Source organism: Thauera carbonicopians (assembly GCF_025699485.1).
Taxonomy (GTDB): Bacteria; Pseudomonadota; Gammaproteobacteria; order Burkholderiales; family Rhodocyclaceae; genus Thauera.
Genome location: NZ_JANUXN010000010.1, coordinates 73,893 through 93,140, shown reverse-complemented (window position 1 = coordinate 93,140; position 19,248 = coordinate 73,893). Strand labels below are relative to the sequence as shown.

The following is a 19,248-nucleotide window of genomic DNA, read 5'->3' as shown; positions in this document are numbered from 1 at the left end:
ATCGAGGGCACGCATGCGAGTTTTTTGCGCAGTGTGCTGACCGAAGGGTGTTCCGTATTGAAGGAAATTGCAGCTGCGGCGCTAGCTGCGGAAGCGGCCGGGCGTCACTCCCGCATGTGCCTTGAAAACCCGCTGGAAGTGCGCTTGATCGGAGAAGCCGAGGCGCAGGGCCACGTCCGCGAGACTGTCACCTTTCCGCATCTGCGCCCTGGCCAGGTTGATGCGCAGGTTCAATTGCCAGGCATGCGGGGTCATGCCGGTCACTGCACGGAAGGCGCGGATCAGCTGATAGCGGCTCATGCCCGCCAGGCGTGCCAGTACGTCCAGGGCGATGCTGGCAGAAGGTGAAGCGCGCAGGCAATCCAGTGTCGGTCGGATCTGCGCGGCCAGATGCGAGGGCACGTTCGGCGCGTCGATGCGCAAACCCTGTTCGGTGTCGCAGTCGCCGATGAACTCGATCAACGCCGCCTCTTTGTCGTGTGCATCGGCGTCGGAGAACAGCAAGTCATTGAGCCGGCAGAAACGTGCATAGGCCGCGGGGGAAGTCACGATGCGCACCGGCTCGGCGTCGATCGCGCTGGCATGTGCGTACTCCTGGCGGACGGCCCGTAGCCAGTTCGCATCCAGATGCAGCATCTGGTAGCTCCAGGCCGTGTCGGCGGCAGGGTTGCAGGCATGCACGCGCTCAGCAGGCACGAACACCAGCGTGCCGGGGGACAGCTCGACCGGCCCGGCGTCGGCGCCGGTAAAGACGCTGCGGCCACCGTCGACCGCACCGATGGAAAAGCTCGGATGGTGATGAGCTTTGTAGCAGGCGCGGCTTCGGCAGGCGCGGCGGCTTTCGGCGAAGGGCAGGGCCGGGTCGCGCCAGAAGGCCTGGCTTGGATTCTTATGTGGCATCAGGCGGTGCAGGGAGGCGATTCCCGGATGCGCCGCTGTCCGCAGGCGCTTCCAATGCCAGCAGCAAGGCGGAGAGGTGGGCGTCCAGTTCGGCAAGCGCAGCCGGGGGCAGCGCGGACAGAAGCCGGCGCTCGTTGTCGACGTGGACCTCGACCGCGCGGTCGATCAAGGCCCGTCCTTCGTCGCTCAACTGCACGAGCATGCTGCGTGCATCCTGTTGGTTGGGTACCCGCTCGATCCATCCTCTGGCTTCCAGGCTCTTGAGCCGATGGGTCATCGTGCCCGAAGTCACCATCAAGGCGGAAAACAGCTCGGTCGGGCTCAAGCGGTATGGCGCGCCGGCGCGCCGCAGCGCGGCAAGCATGTCGAATTCCCAAAGGCTCAGGTCGAAGTGGGACAGTCCGGATTCCACGCGCTGTTGCAGCCGCAGCGCACATCGCATGATGCGTCCTGCAGGCCCCATCGGGCTGGCATCCAGATCGGGCCGCTCCTGCGCCCACTGTTCGAGGATGACATCCACTGCATCGGCTGGTCGCTGGCTGGTTCTGTGCATATGTCTTGATTTCAAGATAAATGGCGAGCACAATCAATATATCTCGAATTGAAGATAACTGCCATGGCCACCGTCCCTTCGAACAACAACTACTGGCGCGACGTCATGGTCACCGCGCTCGCTCCCATTGTCTGGGGATCGACATACATCGTGACCTCGGAGTTTCTGCCGCCGGATCGTCCCTTTACCGCCGCGCTCATCCGGGCATTGCCTGCCGGCCTGCTGCTGCTCGTGCTGACGCGCCGGATGCCTGTGCGCAGGGACTGGTGGCGTCTGCTGGTGCTGGGCGCACTGAACATCGGCATCTTCCAGGCATTGCTGTTCGTGGCGGCCTATCGTTTGCCGGGCGGGCTTGCGGCGGTGCTGGGTTCCGTCCAGCCGCTGGTGGTCATGGCATTGACCTGGGTGGCCGACAAGCGGTCTCCGGCACAGGTCACCTTATGGTCGGCCGTGGCAGGCATCGCGGGCATGGCCGTGCTGTTGCTGTCGCCGCAGACGGTGTTCGAACCCGTGGGAATCGCGGCCGCGCTGGCGGGCGCCGTATGCATGGCGACCGGCATCTGGCTGACGCAACGCTGGCGCCTGGACATGCCGGTGCTGGCGCTGACCGGCTGGCAATTGCTGATCGGCGGACTGATGCTCGTGCCGGTGGCCTGGCTGGCCGATGCACCCTTGCCGCCCCTGTCGCTGTCGCAAGGCGTGGCCTATGCGTATCTGAGCCTGGCAGGCGCGGTGCTGGCCTACGTGCTCTTCTTCCGCGGCGTCGTGCGCTTGCCGACAGTGGCCGTCGCATCGCTGGGTTTGCTCAGCCCGCTTACCGCAGTGGTGCTGGGCTGGATGCTGCTTTCGCAGTCGATGACCGGCATGGCCCTCGCGGGCCTGATGATCGTGCTGCTCAGCGTCTTCGCCGTGCAATGGACGACGGCGCGTACCCGGCGTTCTTCCTGATTCAAGCGCTGGAAGCCTGCGATCGATCTGTGCCGTGCTGATTCTGGATATGGGCGTCGCCCCATGACTTCAGTGCATGAATGACGGGAGCCAGCGTCTGCCCGTAATCCGTCAGCCGGTACTCCACCTTGGGCGGCACTTCGGCATAGACCTTGCGGGCAATCAGCCCGTCGCCTTCGAGCTCCCGAAGCTGGTTGGTCAGCATCCGCTGGGTGATGTTGGGCAGCAGGCGGCGCAGTTCGTTGAAGCGCAGCACCTGTTCGGTGAGCAGGCGATAGAGGATGACGCCTTTCCATTTGCCGCCGATCAGGTCGAGCGTGGCTTCGACCGTGCAGCCGGCTGCGCAGGTGAAGGTTTCGTGCGGGATTCGAGCCATGATGGTACCTTTTAAGACACTATATGCAAAATATGTGCGTTCTTTCGAAGATTGCCAATATAGCCAAGAATTGAGGGCACTGGTTTTCAACGAAAGGAGTAGGTCATGAAAGCGGTCGGCTTCAATCAACCCCTGGCTGTGTCGAATCCCCAATCCCTGGTCGATATCGAGCTGCCGGAGCCTGGATATGGCGAACACGATCTGCTCGTCGAGGTGCAGGCCATCGCGGTCAATCCTGCGGATACCAAAGTCCGAGCGTCCGCTCGGCCAGCCACTGGCACATGGCGCATCCTCGGCTGGGATGCCGTGGGCCGGGTGCGCGCAGTCGGCGCGCGCGTCGCCGGCTTCGGGCCGGGCGATCGGGTGTTCTACGCCGGTGCGATCGACCGCCCCGGCTGCTATGCCGAGCTGCAGGCGGTGGATGCACGCATTGCCGCCCATGCCCCCCGCACGCTGGACAACGAAGACACCGTAGCGCTGCCGCTGACCGCGATCACCGCCTGGGAAACGCTGTTCGATCGTTTGCGCGTGGAACAGCCGGTTGCCGGTGCGGCCAACGCGATCGTCGTGATCGGCGGGGCAGGGGGCGTGGGCTCGATGACGATCCAGCTGGCGCGGGCATTGACCGGCCTGACCGTGATCGCCACCGCTTCGCGCCCGGAGACGGTGGAATGGGTGAAGAAGATGGGTGCCCATCACGTCGTCGACCACCGCCGGCCATTGGCCGCACAGATCGAAGCCCTGGGGCTGGTCGCGCCGGCTTTTGTCTTTTCCACCACGCACACCGACCGTTATCTCGCCGACATCGTGCAACTGATCGCGCCGCAGGGTCGCATCGCGCTGATCGACGATCCTGCATCGCTCGACATCGTTTCGCTCAAGGGCAAGAGCCTGTCGATCCACTGGGAATTCATGTTTACCCGGCCGCTGCTCGGAACGGCGGACATCATTCGTCAGCAGGAAATCCTGCGCAACGTCGCCGAACTCGTTGATCGGGGAAAGATCGTGACGACGCGCACCCAGGCGCTCGGGACGATCGATGCGCGGAATCTGCGTGCTGCCCACGGGCTGCTCGAAAGCGGGCAGGCGATAGGCAAGATCGTGCTGTCGGGCTGGTAAGGTTTGAGTGCTGGCGATGCTCGTCAATAATCAGCTTGCTCACACCACCATACGGAGCGTGCACGTTGCACTGACCTGAATGCACCGGCCGTCCATTTCCCGAGAGCGTGAGTGTACGCGCTCATTTCCCTTACTTGAGGTTGCGTAGGGCACGCTGGCAAATGCGCCGGGTAGCATCGGTCGGTGCGCCTTCCAGCCACTGGCCGCAGAGACCCCGTACCCAGGCGGGCTGATCCTTGGCAGTGTCCTTGAGCCAGTTGGCGACCGCATCCTGCACGTAGGCAGACGGGCCATGCACTTAAGCACGCCCAACTCACAGGCCGCATCGACGGCTTTCAGTGCCTGGGGCGACAGCTCAGGAAAGACCGTTTGCGCCAGTCGGGATGGGTCGAGTGCCGTGCTCTCGGCCAGGGTGGTGCTTTGTATCTCGCCGCGCGACAGGGCTTGCAGCACCTCGTCGGGGATGTCGGCGGCGCGGGTTGTGCCTTTGCGGGGAGTGGAGGATGCCATGACCATGGCGCATCGTCTCAAAGTTTTCCGGACACGGAATGACTCGGGCAACTATGGCATGCCTTCCAGCATTACCAGTGCGCCGACGATGAGCGCCTGTATGCCCTGACAGAGTTCAACCTCCATCTCGGCTTCCTCCTCCGCGCGGTCTGCATTCACGACTGGTTCCTTTCCGGCCACTGAATACACCGTGTCGGCTGCCGCAAGGCAGTGGAAGGCTACGGTCGCCAGCAGCCAGCGTGCCTGTTCCTTGGAAATTCCATAGGTATTGGCGATATGGCGCTGGTGGCCGTCGATCTTGTCGATCATGGATTGCGTCGCCGCCAGCCTGCGGATCACATAAGGCGTCACCCCCGGATGCGCCTTGACGAATTCCCGCACCGATGTAGCGAACACGGTCAGGTATTCCCTCAATCCATCGCGACTGCTGTCGGCAGGTTGGGGAATCTCCCAGCGGTTGAAGATTTCCTCGGCGACAAGCTGCTTGAGTTCCTCGAGGCTCGGCACGTGCTTGTAGAGCGCCATGTGGCTGACGCCCAGCGCTGCGGCAAGGCCGGTGAAAGTGATGTTCGGCAGACCGACCCCGATGCCGATGTCTGCAATCCGCTCACGGGTGATGGTGCGGGGCCGCCCCCGCGTCGCAGGCTGCTCTGAGGCTTTCATCTCTGCTCCTTGGTCGTGAGCCCCCAACTTTAACCCGCTTCGCACAATTTAGTTTATATGATGCAACTAATTCAAGATTTAGTTTATAGTAATGAAATTAATTCTCATCCACGGCAGGCACTGCCTGACTCGAGATCGCTGACGTTTTGCATCCATGAGCACTTCCGACACAGCCGTAGCCAAATCTGGAGCACTTGGCTCGATCAGCCGGGTGCTCGCACCCATACGCGGGCAACTGAGCGTCGCCGCCGTGCTGGCTGCCGTGGGCTCCATGCTCACGCTGATGCCGCTGGCCGGCATCGCGCATATCGCCAGGATCGCCCTGGGTGATGCGGCTGTCGCAGCGGCCGCACAAACGCGGGCCGACATCTGGTGGACGGTCGGCATCAGCGTGGTGAGCATGTTCGCTGGCATGGCGCTGGTGTCTGCTGGCGAATTGACCGCCCATCTGGCCGACAACTGCATCACCCATCGCCTGCGCATGGCCGCGGCGCAACGGCTGGCCCGGGTGCCGCTGGGCTGGTTCACCAGCCGGGCTTCGGGCGAGGTCAAGCAGGCGATGCAGGACGACATCGCCACGCTGCATAGCCTGACCGCACACTTCTATACGGCGGTAGGGCGTGCCGTGGGCGCGATCCTGATTTCGGTCATCTACCTGTTCGCGCTGGACTGGCGCATGGCCGTCGTCGCGCTGCTGCCGTTCCCCGGCTTCTTCCTGTTCCTGCGTCACGCCATGAAGACGGGCGGCGCCAACATGCAGGAGTTCGTCGCCCGGCTCGGACGCATCAACAGCGCGACGGTGGAGTTCGTCAGCGGCATCCCGGTAGTCAAGGCGTTTGGAACCGCCGGGAAGGCGCATGGCAGCTACCGCGAGGCCGTCGATGCCTTCGCCGAGGCGTTTGTCGGCTTCACCCGCCCGCTGGTGAAGGCGATGGTCCATGCCCACGCGATGATCGCGCCGGTGACGGTGCTGGGTATCGTGCTGGCCTTTGGCGCGGTGTTCGTGAATCAGGGCTGGATCACCCCGGTGGAGGTCTTGCCCTTCGCCCTGGTCGCGCCGGGCATCTGCGCGCCGCTGCTGTTGCTGCACACCCTGCTGCACGATCTCGGCAGTGCCACGGGCGCAGCGCAGCGTGTGCTGGCGCTGCTGGAAACGCCCGTGCTGGAGCCGCTGGCCGAGGGCCAGCAGCAAGTCCCGGCAGGCCATGAAATCCGCTTCGACAACGTGGGCTATGCCTACGGCGAGGCGCAACAGGCACTGGTCAAGGTCAGCTTCACCCTGGAGCCCGGCACGGTCACGGCCATCGTCGGCCCGTCGGGTGCAGGCAAATCGACGCTGGCGCGGCTGCTGCTGCGCTTCTTCGACCCGACCGAAGGCCGCATCACGCTGGGCGGCGTGGACTTGCGGCACATCGAAAGCTCGCAGCTTTACCAGCGCATCGGTTTCGTGTTGCAGGAGGTGCGGCTGATCCATGCCAGCGTGCGCGACAACATCGCGCTGGGACGGCCTTCGGCCAGCCAGCAGGACATCGAGGACGCGGCACGGGCGGCCAACATCCACGAGCGCATCCTGACCCTGCCACGCGGCTACGACTCGGTGGTCGGCGAGGACGCACAGCTTTCCGGTGGCGAGCGCCAGCGCGTGAGCATCGCGCGCGCCGTGCTGCTCGATCCGCCCGTGCTGGTGCTCGACGAGGCCACGGCAGCGGCCGACGCCAGCAACGAGGTGGCGATTCAGAGCGCGCTGTCGCATTTCGCCCGAGGCCGAACACTGATGGTCATTGCGCACCGGCTCGATACGGTGATGCACGCCGATCGCATCCTCGTGCTCGAAGACGGCGCCATTGTCGAACAGGGTACGCATGCGCAATTGCTGGCGCAGGGCGGGCGCTATGCGCGGCTATGGGCCGTAGGTGGCTACGAAACACCCGCAGCGGCGGAGGCGCAGCCATGCTGAAGACCTTGATGCAGTTGCTGGGTGACGATGCACCGGTCTTCCGCCGCTACGTCTGGATGGCCGTCGTCTATGGCGTGCTCTGCGGGTTGACCATCACCGCATTGGTGCCTGTGCTCACCCATCTGCTGAACAACGACGTGCAGCAGACGGTGCCGTGGCTGACCGCGTTGCTGGCAGGGCTGGTCATCTGCTGGGTGTTGCGGTGCTACGTGGAACAGGCGGGTGTGCGCGTGGGTGTTGCCATCCTGCAAGGGGCTCGCCACCGCCTCGGCGATCATGTGGCGGGGCTGCCCGTGGGCTGGTTCACATCGCAGAACACGGCCCGGCTCGGCCATGTCGTCACGCAGGGCATGATGGCTGTGGCCCAGCTTCCCGCGCATGTCTTCACGCCGGTCATCGCGGGTGTGGTGACGCCGGTGGTTCTGGTCGCGGCCTTGTTCGTCCTGCACTGGCCACTGGGGCTGATCGCCTTGGTGACCCTGCCGCTGCTGGCGGGTGTGCTGGCACTCACGGCCCGGCTTTCGCGGCGTGCAGATGATGCCTTCCATCGGCGCTTCGCCGATGCGAGCCAGCGCGTGGTGGAGTTCGCCCAGGCTCAATCGGTGCTGCGCGCCTTCAACGGCGAAGGCGGCGGCATGCGCCTGCTGGAGCAGGCGATCGAGCAGCAACGTCAGTCGGGGGCGCGGCTGATCTGGCTGTCGGCCGGCTCGGCCGTCCTCAACACCTGGGCCGTGCAGGCCGTGTTCGCCGCCTTGCTGGTCGCGGCGGCGCTGTGGCTGAACGAGCACCTGGGTGGAGGCCTGGCCGCCAGCGGCATCACCGCAGTCATCGTCGCGCTGCTGCTGGTCAGCCGCTTCATCGACTCGCTGCTGGAAGTAGCGGGTTATGGCGAGGTGCTGCGCGGCGCGCGCGGCCAGCTCGATGCGATCCGCGAGTTGTTCGAGGTCGAACCGCTGCCGGAGCCTGACGCGCCGCAGGCGCCGCGCGATGTGTCGGTCGAACTGCGCGACGTGCATTTCCGCTACGCGGTGGACGAGCCCGACGTGCTGCGCGGCGTGAGCCTGCGCGTGGCGCCGGGCAGCATGACCGCGCTGATCGGTGAATCCGGTTCCGGCAAGACCACGCTGGCGCGGCTGATTGCGCGTTTCTTCGATGCGAGCCGGGGCAGCGTGCTCGTTGGCGATGTGGACGTGAAACAGATGTCCAGCGCGGAACTGGCGGGGCAGATCAGCCAGATCTTCCAGGACAACTACCTGTTCACGGGCAGCATCGCCGAGAACATCCGCGTCGGCAGGCCGGATGCCAGCGATGCTGACATCATGGGCGCGGCGCGGCTGGCCGGCGTTGCCGAAATCATCGAGCGCCTGCCGCAAGGGCTGGATACCCCTGTCGGCGAGGGCGGTGCCCGCCTGTCCGGCGGCGAACGACAGCGCATCGCCATCGCCCGTGCGCTGATCAAGGACGCGCCCATCCTGCTGGTGGACGAGGCCACGGCCGCGCTGGACGCGGAAAACCAGGTCGTCATTGCCGAGGCGCTGGCGCGGCTGCGCGGCCGATGCACGCGGGTGGTGATCGCCCACCAGCTTTCCACGGTGGCGATGGCCGACCAGATCGTGGTGCTGGAGAACGGCCAGATCGTCGAGCAAGGCACACCCGCGCAGTTGCGTGAGCGCCAGGGGCGGTACGCGCAATTCCTGGCCCAGCGCCAGGCCGCCAAGGGCTGGCGCATTGCCCCCGCTGCATCCGGTGGAGCGCGTGCCTGATGCGAGCCGGCCTGCTCGGACTGTTCCTCGTGCTCTGCTGCGTGTCGCTGCTGGTCGGTGCGCAGCAGATGGCATGGTCACAGGTGTGGTCGCTGTCGGGCGACGCCTGGCTGACGCTGACGGCCAGCCGGCTGCCGCGCCTGGCGGCGCTGGTGCTGACCGGTGTGGGGCTGTCGGTCTGCGGCGTGATCCTCCAGCACATCGTCCGCAACAAGTTCGTCGAACCGGCTACCTCGGGCGGGCTGGACGCCGCCAAGCTCGGCATCCTCGTCGCGCTGACCTTGGCACCGAGTACCGGGCCAGTGGGGCGCATGCTGTTCGCGCTGGCCTTCTGCTTCGCTGCCAGCCTGATCTTCGTGGCGATCGTGCGACGCATCCGGTTCAAGAACACGATCCTCGTCCCTGTGATCGGCCTGATGTACGGCGGCGTGCTCAGCGCCGTTGCCGAGTTTTACGCCTATCGCCACAACATCCTGCAAAGCATGCAGGGCTGGCTGCTGGGCGACTTCTCCAAGGTCGTTCAGGGCAACTACGAAATCGTCTACCTGATCCTGCCGATCGTCGCGCTGACCTACCTGTACGCGCACCGCTTCACCGTGCTGGGCATGGGCGAAGGCATGGCGACGAGCCTGGGGCTGAACTACCCGGCCACGGTGGCGCTGGGACTGATGCTGGTCGCCGTCACGGTGTCCGCCACGGTCATCACCGTCGGCGCCATTCCCTTCGTCGGCCTGGTGATTCCCAATCTGGTCGCGCTGCACTACGGCGACAACCTGGGCCGCACCTTGCCCGTGGTGGCGCTGGGCGGGGCGTCGCTGCTGCTGGCCTGCGACATCCTCGGCCGCCTGCTCATCCATCCGTTCGAGGTGCCGATCGGCCTGACCGCAGGCGGCATCGGTGGTCTGCTGTTCCTCGTGCTCATGATCATAGGCCCCCACGGCCGGGCTGCGCCCGCCTGCCCCCCGAGGGGGCTGAGCAAACTTCTGGCGGCCGGGCGTTTGCTCGGGAGGAACAGGTGATGCGCATGCCCATGCCACAGATTTCCCGGCACGCCGCCTGGATGGTGGTCATCGCATTGGCGCTGACCTTCCTGCTCTTCCGCTCGGGCTTCGACTTCGATTACGTTCCAGACCATCACCGGCAACCGGATCCTGACGCCGGCCATCATGGGCTACGAGGCGGTCTACCTGCTGCTGCAATCCCTGCTGATCCTCATCATGGGCACGCAGAGCCTGGTCGTGCTCGGCACGAACGGCAACTTTGCCCTGTCCGTGCTGCTGATGCTCGGCTATTCCTGGGCCATCCATCGCTGGCTGTTCCGGGATGGCCGCAACAACGTGTATTTCCTGCTGCTGTTGGGGCTGGTGCTGACGATGGTGATCGGCACCTTCACCCAGTTCGTCCAGCTCAAGGTCAGCCCCGGCGAGTTCTCCGTCCTGCTCGGCTTCAGCCAGGCGTCCTTCGGCAAGGCGGAACCCGGCCAGCTGCTCGTGTCGGCCACTCTCGTCGCCGTGGTGTGCGTCGCCGCGCTCAAGACCCTGCCGACGCTGGACGTGCTTTCGCTGGGCCGTGACCAGGCCGTGTCCCTCGGCGTGGACTACCAGCGCACCGTGCGGCTGCACCTCGCGCTGATCGCGGTACTGGTCGCCGTATCGACCAGCCTGCTCGGGCCGACGGCCTTCATGGGCATCTTCGTGGCCAACACCACCTATGCGCTGGCCCGAAGCTTCCGGCACCGGATCACCCTGCCCACCGGCTGCGCCATCGCCATCGGCATCTTCATCCTGGCCCAGCTCGCGGTCGAGCACGTCTTCAACTATCGAACCACCGTCGGCATCCTGGTCAACCTGGTATGTGGCGCCTGGTTCCTCGCGCTGATGGTGCGTACGCGGGGAACAGCATGATCACGGTCCACAATCTTTCCAAAGCCTATGGCGCCAGAACCGTCCTTGCCGATGTGAGCGTGCGTTTCCCGGCCGGGCGGCTGACTTCGCTGATCGGCCCCAACGGCGCGGGCAAGACGACGTTGCTGATGATGATCGCCCGGCTGCTGGAGCCGAGCCACGGCGACATTCTGATCGAAGGCAGCAAGGCATCGGACATTCGCATCGGCGACTACGCCAGACGTGTCGCCACCTTGCGCCAGTCGCCGGATTTCAACCTGCGCCTGACGGTGGAGGAACTGGTCGCCTTCGGCCGCTTTCCGTACAGCCGCGGCGCGCTGACGGCCGATGACCACCGGGCCATCGACGAGGCCATCGCCTTCCTGACGCTGGAGCCGTTGCGCAGCGCCTATCTCGACGAACTCAGCGGCGGCCAGCGCCAGATGGCTTTCCTGGCCATGACCATCGCCCAGCAGACGCCATGCCTGCTGCTCGACGAGCCGCTGAACAACCTCGACATCAAGCATGCCGTCCAGATCATGCGCGCGCTGCGCCGCCTGTGCGACGAGCACGGCCGCACCGTGATCCTGGTGGTGCACGACATCAACTTCGCCGCCAACTACTCCGATCACATCGTCGCGATGAAGGCCGGCGAGGTGCATTGCACCGGCCCGGTACGCGAGGTCGTGACCGAGGCGCGGCTGCGGGAACTGTACGGACTGGATTTCGAGATCACGCATGGCGAGCGCGGCTGCCTGTGCAACTACTTCAACCCATCAGGAGAACTGGAATGACCCTCAAGCACAGACATCGGCATTGGGCGCTGACCCTGCTGATCGCGGCTACGTTCGCCGTACAGGGATGCAGCGACAAACCGGCTGAATCGTCGCAGGCATCGACGCAGCCTGCCGCCAGCACCAATGCGCGGCAAGCCTACGAGCCCGTCACGGTTCAGCACAAGCTGGGAACGACCGTGATCGAGAAGATGCCGCAGCGTGTGGTGGCGCTCGACATGAACGAGGCCGATTTTCTCGACCAGTTGGGCGTGCCGGTTATGGGTATGCCCAAGGACTTCATTCCGCATTTCCTCGACAAGTACAAGGACGCCCCTGAAGTTCAGGACACCGGCGCGATCGTCCAGCCGAATGTGGAGCGGGTGCATGCGGCCAGGCCCGACCTGATCCTGATCACTTCGCTCCAGGCGAAGCACTACCAGGAATTGAGCGAGATTGCCCCAACCATCCACTTCGACGTGGACTACCGGGACAGCCAGGTCAAGCACATCGAGGTCATCAAGGAGCACCTGCTGACCTTGGGGCGGATCTTCGGCAAGGAAGACCTCGCCCGCCAGAAAGTCACCGAGCTGGACGCGAAGGTCGAAGAGGCCCGGCGCATCACCCAGGATCGTCCCGACAAGGCGCTGGTCGTGCTGCACAACAACGGCGCTTTCAGCCCCTTCGGCGTGCAGTCGCGCTACGGCTTCGTCTTCAACGCGCTGGGCGTGAAGCCGGCCAGTCCGACGGTCGAGACAGGTTTGCACGGACAGCCGGTATCCAGCGAGTTCATCCAGCAGGCCAATCCCGATGTGATCTACATCGTCGATCGCACCGCGGTGATGGAGCGCCGGCCGGCTCTGAATGCCGAGACGCTGGGCAATCCCTTGCTGCGCCAGACCAATGCCTGGAAGAACGGCCGCGTGATCTTTGCCGATGCCGAAGCCTGGTACATCACCGCCGCCAGTCCCAGCTCCGTGAAGCTGGTGATCGACGACGTCATCAGGGGCTACCGGGACTGATTCGTCCAACAGCGTGCAGCCAAGTCAATTCCATTAACGAATCTCATTCGACCCATCTCTTTCTTTCTCATCTGCAAAACGCGGTGAGAACCGCCCTGACTTCAACTGAAAGGAACATCACATGACCAAGCCGCATCCGACTCAGCGCACCGTGCGTTATGCACGGCAGGCACTGCCTCCAAACTTCGACTTCACCTCAAACCGGACTGCTGTAGCAGTGCGCAATGCGCTGCTGTCCGGGCTGGCATTCAGCGCCTTGGCCGTCGTGACGCCCCCGGCATTGGCTCAGACCTCCAACGCCGCAGCCAATCCCAGCGAAAAACAGGCGACATCACCTGGCACCGAAGGCGTGACGACACTGCCGACGGTGACTGTCAAAGGTGACGCGACGATGCCCGCGTACTCTGGCGGCCAAGTGAGCACCGGCGGTCGTATGGGGCTCCTCGGTGAAAAGGATTTCATGGAAACGCCGTTTTCCACCATCACTTACACGAACAAGTACATGGCGGATATACAGGCCATGGACATCCAGGAAGTGATCTCCAAGACCGATCCAGCGGTGTTCATGGGTGGGGTGCCTGGAGAGAGTCTGGAAACCTATTCGATCCGCGGGCTGGCATCCGCCGTGGCCGATGTGACCGTCAACGGGCTGGCCGGTATGGGCGGCTACCACCGGAATTCGCCCGAGATGTTCGAGCGCGTCGAAGTGCTCAAAGGGCTGTCCGCCTTGCTCAACGGCATGCCGCCCAAGGGATCGGCGGGCGGCGCGGTGAACCTGGTTTCCAAGCGCGCGGCTGACGACCCATTGACGCGGTTCACGGCCAGCTACATGTCCGACTCGCATTTCGGAGGGCATATGGATCTGGGCCGTCGCTTTGGCGAGAACAAGCAGTTCGGCATCCGTTTCAACGGCGCTTATCGTGACGGCGAAACCGCTGTGAAAGACCAGGACAAGAAAGTCACGCTGGCTTCCCTTGGACTGGATTGGCGGGGCGAGCGTGTACGGCTGTCCGCAGACCTGTACCAGACCAAGGATCGTGTGTATGGCCTGACCCGAGGTCTGACACTTGCTCCTGGCGTATCAGTGCCCAAGCCACCGAAGCCGGATATTTCGTGGAACCCGCCTTGGGCCTACTACGACAACACGGACAAAGGCGTCATGCTGCGCGGTGAATTCGATCTGACCGATCAACTGATGGTTTATGCGGCAGCAGGCACCAGCAAGTCCGAAATCGACACCATCATGGGCGTGCCGCTGGTGTTCAATGAGGCCGGGGATTTTCGAACCAACTTCAGCGGCGTGTCCGACAGGATGGAACGCAAGTCAGCCGAAGTCGGCCTTCAGGGCAAGGCCCGCACGGGGGCGGTAGGCCATCAGTTCGCCGTCAACGCCACGTACTACGACGAAGAGTATGTTCTTCGAGGTTACAGAAACGTCCTGCCGCAGGACTGGGTAACCAACATCTACAACCCGGTATGGGGGCCAGCGGCGTCGCGTCCTGCCAACATTCCGGCGATCACCAGGACAGATACGCGCCTGACCAGCATCGGTGTGGCGGACACCCTGTCGTTTGCACAGGACAGGGTTCAACTGACGCTTGGTGTGCGCCGCCAGGAAGTGGTCAACGACAGTTTCAACGGCATGACTGGCGCACGCATGGGAAGTCGCTACAAGGAAAGCGCCACGACGCCAGCGGTGGCATTTCTGGTCAAGGTAAGCAACGAGATATCCGTATATGGCAACTACATCGAGGGCTTGAGTCAGGGTGCGATGGCCCCCAGTACCGCGGCCAATGCGGGCGAGGTCTTCGCGCCCTACAAGACCAAGCAGAAAGAACTCGGCGTCAAGTTTGACCTGGGTGAGTTCGCCCACACGCTCAGCGTGTACGAAATCAAGCGTCCGAGCAGCTACACCGATCCGATCACCAACGTCTTCTCGTTCGGTGGTGAGCAGCGCAACCGGGGCGTGGAATGGGGCTTCTTCGGTTCGCCCGTGAACGGCGTGCGCCTGATGGGCGGCATCGCCTACTCGGATGCCGAGGTGACGAAGGCCGCTGTTGCCGCCAATGAAGGCAAGCAAGCCACCGGTTTGCCGAAGTGGCAGGCCAAGTTGGGAGCGGAGTGGGATGCGCCTGCGATGCAGGGCTTGACGCTGACGGCCAACGCGACTGCGGCATCCAAGCAATACCTCAGCGCGGACAACTCGCTGTCGATACCTGGCCGCACCGTGTTCGACGTAGGCGCACGTTACGCCACGAAGGTTTCAGGCCGCCCGCTGACCTTGCGAGCCGCCGTTACCAACGTGACCGACAAGGCATATTGGGCGAAGCCGCACTTCACAAGCCTGGGCCTGGGCGCTCCCCGTACCTTCCTGCTCTCGGCCACGATGGACTTCTGATGGCAGTCGGGGCCCGCCTGAAAGGGCGGGTTTCCTCGCCCGACAGCTCATGAGAGGGGCTACCCGTTTGAATCGACCCGGAATCGTTTCGGAAACCTGTATGGAAGAATGGGAAGTAGCTGTAAACCGGGTAAATGCAAATTACCATCCAGCCAGCCAATTCCACAGGATTATCGGAGCCTGTCGTCCCATGACCTACCTGCTTGCCCTCGACCAGGGAACCTCCAGCTCGCGCGGCATCGTGTTCGACGAACGCGGCCACGTCGTCGCCCAGGCGCAGCAGGAGCTGCCGCAGATCTACCCGCGCCCCGGCTGGGTGGAGCACGACCCGATGGAGATCTGGCGTACCCAGCTCGCGACCGCGCAGCAGGCGCTGCGGCAGGCGGGCATCGGTGCGAAAGACGTGCGCGCGCTGGGCATCACCAACCAGCGCGAGACCACGGTGCTGTGGAACCGCAGGACCGGCCGGCCGGTGCACCACGCCATCGTCTGGCAGGACAGGCGCTCCGAGCCGATCTGCGCCGCCTTGCGCGAGCAGGGCTGCGCCGAGCTCATCCAGCAGAAGACCGGGCTGCTGATCGATGCCTACTTCTCGGGCACCAAGCTGCAGTGGCTGCTGGACAAGGTGCCCGGTGCGCGTGCGGCGGCCGAGCACGGCGAGCTCGCCTTCGGCACCGTAGACAGCTGGCTGATCTGGCAGCTCACCGGCGGGCGTCGCCATGTGACGGACGTCAGCAATGCCAGCCGAACGATGCTGTTCAACGTACGCAGCAACCAGTGGGACGACGAACTGCTCGAGCTGCTGCGCATCCCGCGTGCGCTGATGCCCGAGGTACTGCCTTCCAGCAGCGACTTCGGCCGGACCGCGCCCGAGCTGCTCGGCGATGCGATCGCCATCGGCGGCGTCGCGGGTGACCAGCAGAGCGCGCTGTTCGGCCAGGCCTGCTTCAGCGCCGGCATGGCCAAGAACACCTATGGCACGGGCTGCTTCATGCTGATGCACACGGGCGACAGCTTTCAGCGCAGCGAGAACGGCTTGCTGAGCACGAGTGCGGCGCAAACCAGCCATACCCCCGAATATGCGATGGAAGGCAGCGTGTTCGTCGGTGGCGCAGTGGTGCAGTGGCTGCGCGACGGCTTGCGCGCCATCTCGGCCAGCAGCGAAGTGCAGGCGCTCGCCGAAAGCGTGCCGGATTCAGGCGGCGTGATGATGGTGCCGGCTTTCACCGGCCTGGGTGCGCCGTACTGGAAGCCCGAGGCGCGCGGCACCATCACCGGCCTGACGCGCGGCACGACGCTGGCCCACGTTGCCCGTGCGGCGCTCGAATCCATTGCCTACCAGAGCGCGGCCTTGCTGCAGGCCATGAGCCGCGATGCCGTGGCCCAGGGTGGCAGCCCGGTCAGCGAGCTGCGCGTGGATGGCGGCGCCTGCGTCAATGATCTGCTGATGCAGTTCCAGGCCGACCTGCTCGGCATTCCGGTGGTGCGCCCGGCAGTGGTGGAGACGACGGCCCTGGGCGCGGCCTACCTGGCTGGACTCTCCAGTGGCGTGTATGCGGGCACGGCGGAGCTGGCGGAACTGTGGCGTGCCGAGCGGTACTTCCTGCCCACACTGGGACACGACCAGGCCGAGGCGCTGATGGTGCGCTGGGAGCATGCGGTGGCGCAGGCGACGCTCTGATTCTTGCGGCACGTTGGGGATGGTCTGCTGCTGGAGGAGCTTTCGGTAGCCCTGCTTCCCAAGGAACCGGCAGGGCGAGCGGGATGACGATGGGCTGCCGTCTCGCGTGATATTTCTTGCTTACACTTTTCTCATATTCAGAAAAGAAGTTTATGCTTTCTCCATCGCTGTCGACGGTCGAGCAGTCCATGGAGTTCGAGACTTCATTTTCCACAGGGCAAGCGGAAGCGGCCGTTTCCGGCCATCTCCGTCCGCAGCCGTCGCCCCTGTCGATGGTCGTTCCCCGGCAGGCTGTCGCCCGCACCGGGCCTCGGGCGAGAGCATGAACACCATCGTCCGTGCGATCGAGGAAAGCTTCGCGGCCATTCCGCTGCCGCTGCTCGAAGTCTGGGGCCGGCTCGGCTATTGGCTGGGCTTCGGGCTGATGCTGCTGGCCTTCGGCAGGTTCACGCTGCGGCCCGGCGGGCGCTGGGGGTTGGGCCGGGAACGCCAGGCATGGAACACGAAGGCGTTCTCGAGCATTCCGCTGACCTTCGTGCTGATCATCCTGACTGGCTGGCTCGGCTCCTTCTTCGTGCTGGTGCCGGGGGCGCAGACGTTCGAGTCGCTGAAGGACCTGGTCGTGTTCGTGTGCATCGTGCTGTTCGGCTACCCGGCATTGATCACGGTGCCGTTCGCCTACGGCCTGTCCGACCTGATCGAAGGTGTGCCGCCCAGTTTCCTGATCGACTGGCTGCCCGGGTATTTCATCAATGCAGCGTGCTTCTGGGTCGCCTACCACTTCATCGGCAGGAACCCGGATTTCCGGCGTGTCCGGACCTGGGGCGCCTACCTGGGCTTCGTGCTGCTGTTCCTGGCCATCGAGCCGGTGCTGTGGGGCCATCTCAGTGCGGCGCAATTCACGCCCGAAATTTCCTACCGTACCGTCACGCCGGCACTGATCTTCACGACCGGCGTCACCTGGCTGCTTGCACCGCTGGTCATGCTGGCTGCGCTGCCGCTGGCGCGTCGGCTGGGTTTTTTCTGGGCCGACATCGCTGGCCACGTGAAGCAACGTCCGCTGCGCCAGCAGCAGTGGATCTGGGAGTCCGGCCGCGAGCAGCAGGACGCAGCGCCCGGCGTGGGGGAATCCGGTGTTCCGCTGCGCATGGTGATTCTTGCGCCCTTCATCGTGCTGGTGCTGCTGATGGTCGGCGCGACCGCCTACGTCACGCTGCGCAGCGCCGCGCAGGACGCGAACCGGCTGGCGGAGTGGCTGCACCAGGAAATCACCGGGAACATCAATCTGCGCTTGGACGAGCAGTTGTCGCGGCCGGGTGCGGTGGGCGATACCAGTGCCATCGCCGATCTGCTCCGAGAATTGCCGGTCGCTGCGCACGGCCGCGCCTTCATCGTGGACCGCGACGGCAGGCTCGTCGCATCGTCGGCGCCTGGTGTGGATGCGGTGGTGGCTACGGCGATCGGCCATCTCGTGGAGGATTCGTCCGGGGGGCTGCAACAGCTCCCGCCGGACCACCAATTCCGTTTCGTCCGGATCGACCCGAAGCCTCTGTCGCGTGAAACCTGGTTTGCCCGCGCCACGGCCTATCAGGACCGCAGCGGCGGCCACAATGACTGGATCATGGTCACGGCCATGCCCGAGTCGTATTACCTGAGCGGCATCCAGACCGGCAACAGCCGCTCGGCCGTGATCTTCGCGCTGGCCCTGTTGCTGTCGCTCGCGGTCGCCGCGGTGCTGGCGTCGAAGGTTACCGCGCCGATCCGCCGCATCTCGCGCGCTACGCAGGCACTGGCCGCCGGCGACCTGGCCCAGCAACTGCCCGGCAGTCCGCTGGAAGAAATGGACATGCTGGCCCGCTCCTTCAATGACATGGCCGAGCGGCTGAAGCGGAATTTCGACGCGCTGTCCACCGAAGTGGAGATGCGCAAGCAGGCCGAGAAGACGCTGCAGCAGGCCCAGATCCAGTTACTCGCCTTCACCGCCGAGCTCGAGCAGCGCGTGGCCCAGCGCACCTGGGAGCTGCAGGCCTTGAACCACGAGCTGGAGACGTTCTGCTATTCCGTTTCGCACGACCTGCGCGCGCCCTTGCGCGGCATCGCCGGCTTCACCGAGGTCCTGGCGAAGAACTACGCCGGTGCACTCGACGACAAGGCGCAGGGCTACCTCGGCCGCGTGCTGGCCGCGACGAACCGCATGGGCGAGCTGATCGACGACCTGCTCAAGCTCTCCCGCGTCTCGCGTGACCAGATGCAGCGCGAAATGGTCGATCTCAGTGCCATCGCCAACGAGGTGCTCGCCAACCTGCAGAACGCCGCTCCGGAGCGCGAGGCGGAGCTGTTCGTCGAGGACGGCCTGGCGGCCGAGGGCGATCCGCGCCTGCTGCGAATCCTGCTGGAGAACCTGCTCGACAACGCCTGGAAGTTCACCTCGAAGACGCCCGTTGCCCGCATCGCCTTCACCGCCGACAGTGAAGACGGCGCGCCGCTCTTCACCGTCCGCGACAATGGCGCCGGCTTCGACATGCGCTATGCGGACAAGCTGTTCGGGCCGTTCCAGCGCCTGCACCGCATGACGGAGTTTCCCGGCACCGGTGTCGGCCTGGCCACGGTCCAGCGTATCGTCAACCGCCATGGCGGGCGCATCCGGGCCGAAGCCGAACTCGGCAAGGGTGCGACTTTCCGCTTTTCACTATGAGATCGAG

The 19,248-nt window shown here is 64.7% G+C and carries 16 protein-coding genes; 11 read left to right on the top strand and 5 right to left on the bottom strand.

The window, feature by feature from the left end; all coding sequences use genetic code 11:
- Nucleotides 1–81: 81 nt before the first annotated feature.
- A complete protein-coding gene (locus NX068_RS13695) occupies nucleotides 82–900 on the bottom strand; it encodes an AraC family transcriptional regulator (protein ID WP_263461823.1) in 819 nt (272 codons plus the stop codon).
- Nucleotides 890–1,420: a MarR family winged helix-turn-helix transcriptional regulator gene (locus tag NX068_RS13690; RefSeq protein WP_263461822.1), complete on the bottom strand. Its 531-nt coding sequence runs from the start codon at nucleotides 1,418–1,420 to the stop codon at nucleotides 890–892. The genes NX068_RS13695 and NX068_RS13690 overlap by 11 nt, the downstream gene beginning before the upstream one ends.
- A gap of 138 nt (nucleotides 1,421–1,558) precedes the next feature.
- Here NX068_RS13690 and NX068_RS13685 point away from each other — a divergent pair, with 138 nt between their 5' ends.
- Nucleotides 1,559–2,401 carry an EamA family transporter gene (locus NX068_RS13685; RefSeq protein ID WP_263461821.1) on the top strand — a complete coding sequence of 281 codons (843 nt, stop codon included), beginning with the start codon at nucleotides 1,559–1,561 and terminating at the stop codon, nucleotides 2,399–2,401.
- 1 nt (nucleotide 2,402) lies between these two features.
- Here NX068_RS13685 and NX068_RS13680 read toward each other — a convergent pair whose 3' ends face one another.
- The gene (locus NX068_RS13680; protein ID WP_263461820.1) at nucleotides 2,403–2,777 is read right to left on the bottom strand and encodes a winged helix-turn-helix transcriptional regulator; all 375 of its coding nucleotides are present in this window, start codon (nucleotides 2,775–2,777) and stop codon (nucleotides 2,403–2,405) included.
- A gap of 105 nt (nucleotides 2,778–2,882) precedes the next feature.
- Between NX068_RS13680 and NX068_RS13675 the strand changes: the two genes are divergently transcribed.
- Complete coding sequence (locus NX068_RS13675) at nucleotides 2,883–3,896, top strand: zinc-binding alcohol dehydrogenase family protein (RefSeq protein ID WP_263461819.1); 1,014 nt, start codon at nucleotides 2,883–2,885, stop codon at nucleotides 3,894–3,896.
- Between the two features lie 130 nt (nucleotides 3,897–4,026).
- Here the strand turns inward: NX068_RS13675 and NX068_RS13670 are convergent, their stop codons facing one another.
- Together NX068_RS13670 and NX068_RS13665 are read right to left on the bottom strand one after the other, a co-directional pair.
- Nucleotides 4,027–4,194 (bottom strand): hypothetical protein, encoded by a 168-nt coding sequence (locus NX068_RS13670; RefSeq protein ID WP_263461818.1) that lies wholly within the window; start codon nucleotides 4,192–4,194, stop codon nucleotides 4,027–4,029.
- Between the two features lie 263 nt (nucleotides 4,195–4,457).
- On the bottom strand, nucleotides 4,458–5,069 hold the full coding sequence (locus NX068_RS13665) for a TetR/AcrR family transcriptional regulator (protein WP_263461817.1): 612 nt from the start codon (nucleotides 5,067–5,069) through the stop codon (nucleotides 4,458–4,460).
- Between the two features lie 211 nt (nucleotides 5,070–5,280).
- On the opposite strand from NX068_RS13665, the gene NX068_RS13660 reads away from it, so the two are divergent.
- The 9 genes from NX068_RS13660 to NX068_RS13620 all read left to right on the top strand — a co-directional run bounded on the left by NX068_RS13660 (nucleotide 5,281) and on the right by NX068_RS13620 (nucleotide 19,241).
- Nucleotides 5,281–7,026, top strand: coding sequence for an ABC transporter ATP-binding protein (locus NX068_RS13660; protein ID WP_263461816.1), 1,746 nt, complete (start codon nucleotides 5,281–5,283; stop codon nucleotides 7,024–7,026).
- Complete coding sequence (locus tag NX068_RS13655; protein ID WP_263461815.1) at nucleotides 7,020–8,789, top strand: ABC transporter ATP-binding protein; 1,770 nt, start codon at nucleotides 7,020–7,022, stop codon at nucleotides 8,787–8,789. Before NX068_RS13660 ends, NX068_RS13655 begins: the two co-directional genes overlap by 7 nt.
- The gene (locus NX068_RS13650) at nucleotides 8,789–9,808 is read left to right on the top strand and encodes an ABC transporter permease (protein ID WP_327084828.1); all 1,020 of its coding nucleotides are present in this window, start codon (nucleotides 8,789–8,791) and stop codon (nucleotides 9,806–9,808) included. The genes NX068_RS13655 and NX068_RS13650 overlap by 1 nt, the downstream gene beginning before the upstream one ends.
- A 99-nt stretch (nucleotides 9,809–9,907) precedes the next feature.
- Nucleotides 9,908–10,693, top strand: a complete 786-nt coding sequence (locus NX068_RS13645; RefSeq protein ID WP_327084830.1) for an iron chelate uptake ABC transporter family permease subunit — start codon at nucleotides 9,908–9,910, stop codon at nucleotides 10,691–10,693.
- The gene (locus tag NX068_RS13640) at nucleotides 10,690–11,466 is read left to right on the top strand and encodes an iron ABC transporter ATP-binding protein (protein WP_263461814.1); all 777 of its coding nucleotides are present in this window, start codon (nucleotides 10,690–10,692) and stop codon (nucleotides 11,464–11,466) included. Before NX068_RS13645 ends, NX068_RS13640 begins: the two co-directional genes overlap by 4 nt.
- Nucleotides 11,463–12,467, top strand: coding sequence for a siderophore ABC transporter substrate-binding protein (locus NX068_RS13635; protein WP_263461813.1), 1,005 nt, complete (start codon nucleotides 11,463–11,465; stop codon nucleotides 12,465–12,467). The genes NX068_RS13640 and NX068_RS13635 overlap by 4 nt, the downstream gene beginning before the upstream one ends.
- Nucleotides 12,468–12,588: 121 nt before the next feature.
- A complete protein-coding gene (locus tag NX068_RS13630) occupies nucleotides 12,589–14,865 on the top strand; it encodes a TonB-dependent receptor (RefSeq protein ID WP_263461812.1) in 2,277 nt (758 codons plus the stop codon).
- A 190-nt stretch (nucleotides 14,866–15,055) separates the two neighbouring features.
- The gene (gene glpK / locus NX068_RS13625) at nucleotides 15,056–16,546 is read left to right on the top strand and encodes a glycerol kinase GlpK (RefSeq protein WP_263461811.1); all 1,491 of its coding nucleotides are present in this window, start codon (nucleotides 15,056–15,058) and stop codon (nucleotides 16,544–16,546) included.
- Between the two features lie 322 nt (nucleotides 16,547–16,868).
- Nucleotides 16,869–19,241, top strand: a complete 2,373-nt coding sequence (locus NX068_RS13620; RefSeq protein ID WP_263461810.1) for an ATP-binding protein — start codon at nucleotides 16,869–16,871, stop codon at nucleotides 19,239–19,241.
- Nucleotides 19,242–19,248: the final 7 nt, after the last annotated feature.

Bases quoted from the DNA above. Each gene is read 5' to 3' on its own strand.
- NX068_RS13695 (WP_263461823.1), bottom strand. From the start codon at position 900: ATGCCACATAAGAATCCAAGCCAGGCCTTCTGGCGCGACCCGGCCCTG.
- NX068_RS13685 (WP_263461821.1), top strand. From the start codon at position 1,559: ATGGTCACCGCGCTCGCTCCCATTGTCTGGGGATCGACATACATCGTG.
- NX068_RS13680 (WP_263461820.1), bottom strand. From the start codon at position 2,777: ATGGCTCGAATCCCGCACGAAACCTTCACCTGCGCAGCCGGCTGCACG.
- NX068_RS13675 (WP_263461819.1), top strand. From the start codon at position 2,883: ATGAAAGCGGTCGGCTTCAATCAACCCCTGGCTGTGTCGAATCCCCAA.
- NX068_RS13665 (WP_263461817.1), bottom strand. From the start codon at position 5,069: ATGAAAGCCTCAGAGCAGCCTGCGACGCGGGGGCGGCCCCGCACCATC.
- NX068_RS13655 (WP_263461815.1), top strand. From the start codon at position 7,020: ATGCTGAAGACCTTGATGCAGTTGCTGGGTGACGATGCACCGGTCTTC.
- NX068_RS13650 (WP_327084828.1), top strand. From the start codon at position 8,789: ATGCGAGCCGGCCTGCTCGGACTGTTCCTCGTGCTCTGCTGCGTGTCG.
- NX068_RS13640 (WP_263461814.1), top strand. From the start codon at position 10,690: ATGATCACGGTCCACAATCTTTCCAAAGCCTATGGCGCCAGAACCGTC.
- NX068_RS13635 (WP_263461813.1), top strand. From the start codon at position 11,463: ATGACCCTCAAGCACAGACATCGGCATTGGGCGCTGACCCTGCTGATC.
- NX068_RS13630 (WP_263461812.1), top strand. From the start codon at position 12,589: ATGACCAAGCCGCATCCGACTCAGCGCACCGTGCGTTATGCACGGCAG.
- glpK (WP_263461811.1), top strand. From the start codon at position 15,056: ATGACCTACCTGCTTGCCCTCGACCAGGGAACCTCCAGCTCGCGCGGC.
- NX068_RS13620 (WP_263461810.1), top strand. From the start codon at position 16,869: ATGAACACCATCGTCCGTGCGATCGAGGAAAGCTTCGCGGCCATTCCG.